Annotated in this window: 3 protein-coding genes and 3 pseudogenes; 5 read left to right on the forward strand and 1 reads right to left on the reverse strand. The window is 75.1% G+C overall.

Annotated features, from left to right (window positions below; all coding sequences use genetic code 11):
* The 3 genes and pseudogenes from ACLEQD_RS37385 to ACLEQD_RS37395 all read left to right on the forward strand — a co-directional run.
* Nucleotides 1-214: hypothetical protein (locus tag ACLEQD_RS37385; protein WP_410390653.1), on the forward strand; the 214-nt coding region annotated here is incomplete at its 5' end.
* A gap of 283 nt (nucleotides 215-497) precedes the next feature.
* Nucleotides 498-1,148, forward strand: coding sequence for a cytochrome c3 family protein (locus tag ACLEQD_RS37390; protein ID WP_410390654.1), 651 nt, complete (start codon nucleotides 498-500; stop codon nucleotides 1,146-1,148).
* Nucleotides 1,136-1,312: pseudogene (locus ACLEQD_RS37395) on the forward strand (TAT-variant-translocated molybdopterin oxidoreductase); the annotation flags it as partial. The gene ACLEQD_RS37390 and the pseudogene ACLEQD_RS37395, both read left to right, overlap by 13 nt.
* 83 nt (nucleotides 1,313-1,395) lie before the next feature.
* On the opposite strand, the gene ACLEQD_RS37400 reads toward ACLEQD_RS37395, so the two are convergent.
* Nucleotides 1,396-1,527 (reverse strand): hypothetical protein, encoded by a 132-nt coding sequence (locus tag ACLEQD_RS37400; protein WP_410390655.1) that lies wholly within the window; start codon nucleotides 1,525-1,527, stop codon nucleotides 1,396-1,398.
* Nucleotides 1,528-1,617: 90 nt separating this feature from the next.
* On the opposite strand from ACLEQD_RS37400, the pseudogene ACLEQD_RS37405 reads away from it, so the two are divergent.
* Nucleotides 1,618-3,305 (forward strand): annotated as a pseudogene (locus ACLEQD_RS37405) (alpha-2-macroglobulin); the annotation flags it as partial.
* A gap of 3 nt (nucleotides 3,306-3,308) precedes the next feature.
* Nucleotides 3,309-4,656, forward strand: a pseudogene (locus ACLEQD_RS37410) (hypothetical protein); the annotation flags it as partial.

Consider the following 4,656-nt stretch of genomic DNA (forward strand, 5'->3'; position numbering starts at 1 on the left):
GCCAGAGACGGACTCCGCCGCGTGGCTCCAGGCGGCGCTGCGCGACTGCATGGCGCGCGGCATGACGTGTCACGGGCAGGAGGCGGTGGTGCGCGAGCTGGCGGCGTTGCCGGGCGCGGGGCCGCTGTCGCCGGTGGACGTGTACGTGGGCGCGGCGTCCGTGATGACGGCCTCCGCGCCCGTGCGCGAGCGCGAGCGCACGCTGCGGTCCTGAGGGCCGGTCCACCGCGTCGTGGAGCCGCGCGTCGGGCCCCGGCCCCAGGCCGCGCGTGCCCCGGGCGCCTCGCGTGGGGTTCCTTCGCGGAGGACGGCGCGCTGGCGTGCTGAACGGATGGACGCCCTTCCTGTCGACTGGCGAACCTCTCGCGGCCTGGTCGTGTGAAACGCGACGGGACGCGAACTGGGCGCTGGTGGTGGCCGCGAGGCCGCGCGCACAGTCGCGCCCACCTCTCGCGACCCCATGCCCGCGGAGGCTTCCACGCTGTACGGGGAGGGCCATGGCTCCGCTGTTCCGCCCGGGAACTGACTCGGTGATTCGAGCGCTCATCGCGCTGGCCCTGGGTGTGCCCGCGGCGTCGTTGGCGGGGCTGCTGCTGCTCGCGCGCAATCCCCTGGGACGCGGCTCGTTCACGCCCCACGAGCAGCCCCTGCCGTTCGACCACCGGCACCACGTGGGCGACGAGGGCATCCCGTGCGGCTACTGCCATGAGGGCGCGTGGCGTTCGCCCGTGGCGGGCGTGCCGCCCACGCAGCGCTGCCTGGGGTGCCACGCGCAGGTGTGGAACGAGAGCGCGCGCCTGGAGCCGGTGCGCGCCAGCGGCTTCGACGGCACGCCGCTCCCGTGGAACCGGGTGCACGCGCTGCCGGACTACGTCTGGTTCAGCCATCAAATCCACGTGAACAAGGGCGTGGGCTGCGTCACCTGCCACGGGCGCGTGGACACCATGCCGGCGGTGCAGCAGGTGGCGCCCCTCACCATGGGCTGGTGCCTGGACTGTCACCGCGACCCGACGCCGTGGCTGCGCCCCGTGTCCGAGGTCGCGAACCTCACCTGGCGCCCTCCTGGCGACGCGCGAGCCACAGGCCGCGCCGTGCAGGCCGCGCTCGACGTGCACCCCCGGACGGACTGCAACACATGCCACTTCTGACCGACCCCCCCGCGCCACCGGAGCTCCCCGACGCGCCCGGGACGGACGCGGTGCGCGCGTGGCGCAGCCTGGAGGAGTGGCACGCGGGAGCCCCGGGCGCGAGGCGGTCCTCTCGGGAGCATCCGCCTGGCGCCGCGCTTCCGCCCGAGGGCCTGGCGCGGCGCACCTTCCTGCAGCTGGCGACCGCGTCGCTGGCGGCGGCGGGCTTCAGCGGGTGCTTCCGTCAGCCGCCGGAGAAGATCCTCCCCTATTCGCAGCCGCCGGAGGGGCTGACGCCCGGCGTGCCGCTGCACTTCGCCACGGGGCTGGAGTGGAGCGGGCGCACGGTGGGGCTGGTGGTGGAGAGCCACGAGGGCCGCCCCACGAAGGTGGAGGGCAACCCGCTGCACCCGGCGAGCCTGGGCGCCGCGGGCGTCTTCGAGCAGGCCGCGCTGCTGGGACTCTATGACCCGCGCGGCGAAGACGGCCGGCGCAGCTCGCGGTGGACGTCGTGGGCGGCAAGGACCCCTTGCGGCGACCTGAAGCGCTTCGACGTGGCGCCGGCCGCGGTGGAGGACGCGGTGCAGGTGAGCGCGTGGGGCGGCGGGGCGCTGTCGCTGGAGGCCCCGGAGGCGGCGGCGCTGACGCGCGTGGAGCTGGTGCTCCAGCCGTCCACGGTGGACGCGGCGCTCGCCAACGTGCGCGAGCTGCTCACGTACCCGTACGGCTGCCTGGAGCAGCTGGTGTCCACGACGGTGCCGAACGTGGCGGTGTACCAGGTGCTCCAGAAGGCGGGCGCGCTGGACAAGCTGGACCCTGAATCGCAGGCGCTGCTGGCGGAGGCGCGCAGCCGCTCCGTGCAGGGCACGGCCCGCATCCTGGGGCTCGCGGTGAAGGGCGGCGGCTTCACGTGGTTCGGCGGCTACAGCGAGCCCAGCCTGCCGCTCACGCTCATCGCGCTGGACGGCCTGGCGTACGCGTCCGAGGCGGGGCTGGTGGACCGCGACGACGCGCGCATCCAGGAGAGCGCGAAGTGGCTGGAGGCGCAGGAGGGCCTGTCGCCGGAGTACGACGCGACGCGCGCGTACGTGCTGGACGCGGCTTCAGGGCCCGCGTCAGGCGGCGCGGGTGCGCGCGCTGGTGGAGGCCGCGAAGCCGGGGGACCTGTACCCGCTGGCGCTCGCGGTGCTGGCGGCGGAGAAGGCGGGCGTGATGAAGGAGCCCGGCCTCCAGGAGCGCATCCGGGGGCTGGTGAAGGAGAGCGGCGAGGGCTTCGCGAAGCTCGCGGCGCTCAAGGGCGAGGCGCAGACGCCCGAGGCGTTCTACCGCTTCCCGCTGCGGCGCGTGGGCCTCACCGCCATCACCGCGCACGCGGCGTCCTTCGGGTCGCTGGACGTCACGCGCGCGCGCAAGCGCATCCTGGAGATGTTGAGCGAGCCGGGCCTGTCCACGTTCGACCGGAGCACGGCGCTCTTGCACTCGCTCTGGCTGGTGGAGCGCGACGCGAAGGCGTTCAAGGGCATGGCGCCGCCGGAGGTGAAGGGCGCCTCGGCGCCGGTGAGGTTCGCGCCGCGCGGCATGGGGCTCGTCGCCACGCTGCCGGCGGGGACCCGCACGGTGGACGTGGGCGGCTTCGACGGCGTGGCCACGCTGCGCGCCGCCGCGACGACGCCGCTCAACGCCGTGCAGCCACGCGTGAACGGGATGTCCGTGGAGCGCGCGTACTACGTGCTGCGCGAGGGCGGGAAGGTGAAGCTGGACGCGGGGACCCAAATCACGCAGGGCGAGGAGGTCTACGTGGAGCTGACGCTGGACGCGCGCGGGGAGAACCGGGCGCGCTCGGCGTACTACGTGGTGGAGGACGCGGTGCCGGCGGGCTTCGTCCCGCTCCAGGAGGACAAGGTCTTCCGGGGGCCGCCGCACTCGCTGCCGCTGGCGCCGGAGGCGCTCAAGCGCCGGCAGCTGGACCCCGCGCACGCGACGTTCTTCTTCGAGGAGCCGGCGTGGTGGAGCGACAGCCCGCGCACGGTGGGCTACGTGATGCGCGCGCAGTTCGCGGGCACGTTCGCGGCGCCGCCCGCGACCATCGAGGACATGTATTCGGCGCGCATCCGGGGCCGCACGGCGCCGGACGTGTTGAAGGTGGTGCCCTCGAAGACGTCCGTGAGCGACCTGTAGCCCATGGGGTGGGCCGTCGCCGTCGCCGTGCTGTTGTCCGCTTCGCCTGCCTTCGTCACGCGGGGGGATGTGACGCCGGAGGCGGACCTGCGCCGCGAGGCCCAGGCCGCCTGGACGTCCCTGGAGGCGCGGTACGCGGCGCAGGCGGGCGGCCTCCCCACCAGGGCCCCCGCCACCGTGACGCTCCAGAAGGGCGCGGCGCTGCCGCCCGAGCGCAACGCGCAGGGACGGCCCGGCGTCGTGGAGCTGCGGCAGAACACGCCGGGCGTGCTGGACGCGAGGACGCGCACGGCGCTGCGGCATGAGCTGGCGCACCAGCTGCTCTGGTGGGCCTGTCCCGCGTCCAGCGAGGACCGGCTCTTCCACGAGGCCTTCGCGCTGACGGTGAGCGGCGAGCTGCCCGCGTGGCGCGACGGGCCCTATCAGTCGCTGTCGCGCGCGGCGAAGGAGGTGGCGAGCGCGCCGGCGGTGGACACGCCGCGAGCGAGGAGGGGACTGGCGCGGATCCTCGGGGAGCACACCGGGTTTCCCGCCGCGCTGACGCGCAGGCTGCGTCAGTGCCATGACGGGACGCGGTGGGCAACGCCCCTGACGGTGGAGGAGCTGGCGGACGTGGCGGTGCTCGCGCCCAGGGCGGCCACGGTGGTGGTGAGCCGGCACTCGGGAGAGGTGCTGCTCGCGGAAGGAGACGTGCGGCGCGCGGTGCCCTACGGCTCCACGCTCAAGCCGTTCCTGTACGCGGCGGGGACCGTGCCTGCCTCGGATTCCAGCGCGCCCCCCTGCTCCCGCCGCGCCCGGGCGTGCAGGAGTGGGCGTGCGGCGCCGGCCTGCCTCCGAAGGTGGATGCGCGGCTCGCGCTCCTGCGCTCCTGCAACGGCTGGTTCCTGGACTGGGAGGCCACCGGCCGCGCTCCCGGGGCCTTCGGCGTCTGGGGGCCGGTGCTCTCCGCCGTCGGCCTCACCGGGCTGCCCTCGGACATGACGGAGGCCATCGGGCTGCGGTCCGCGCATGGGCTGTCCCCCTGGGGCATGGCGCAGGCGTACCGGCTGCTCGCGGAGGCGCGGCCGGACGTGCTCGCGCTCCTCGCCGGCAACGTGGATGAAGGCACGCTCAGCGGCCTGTCCACGTCGAAGGCGCTCAAGGGCGTGGCCACGAAGACGGGCACCGTGCGCGACGCCGCGAGCCGCCCCCAGCTCGGGTGGATCGCCGCCGTGGACGCGGACCTCGTCGCCGTCCTCGTGCGGCCCGGCAAGATGCCCCGGCACTTCGTGGACGAGCTCCCCGCGCTCCTCGCCGCGTGCGCCGGCCGGCAGGCCTGGAGGCCGCGCGCGTGCAGGTGCTCGGCCTGCTG

Source organism: Corallococcus sp. 4LFB (assembly GCF_046520365.1).
Taxonomy (GTDB): domain Bacteria; phylum Myxococcota; class Myxococcia; order Myxococcales; family Myxococcaceae; genus Corallococcus; species Corallococcus caeni.

What these genes read in the sequence shown, in the direction of transcription:
- ACLEQD_RS37390 (WP_410390654.1), top strand. Translation starts at nt 498, where the DNA reads ATGGCTCCGCTGTTCCGCCCGGGAACTGACTCGGTGATTCGAGCGCTC.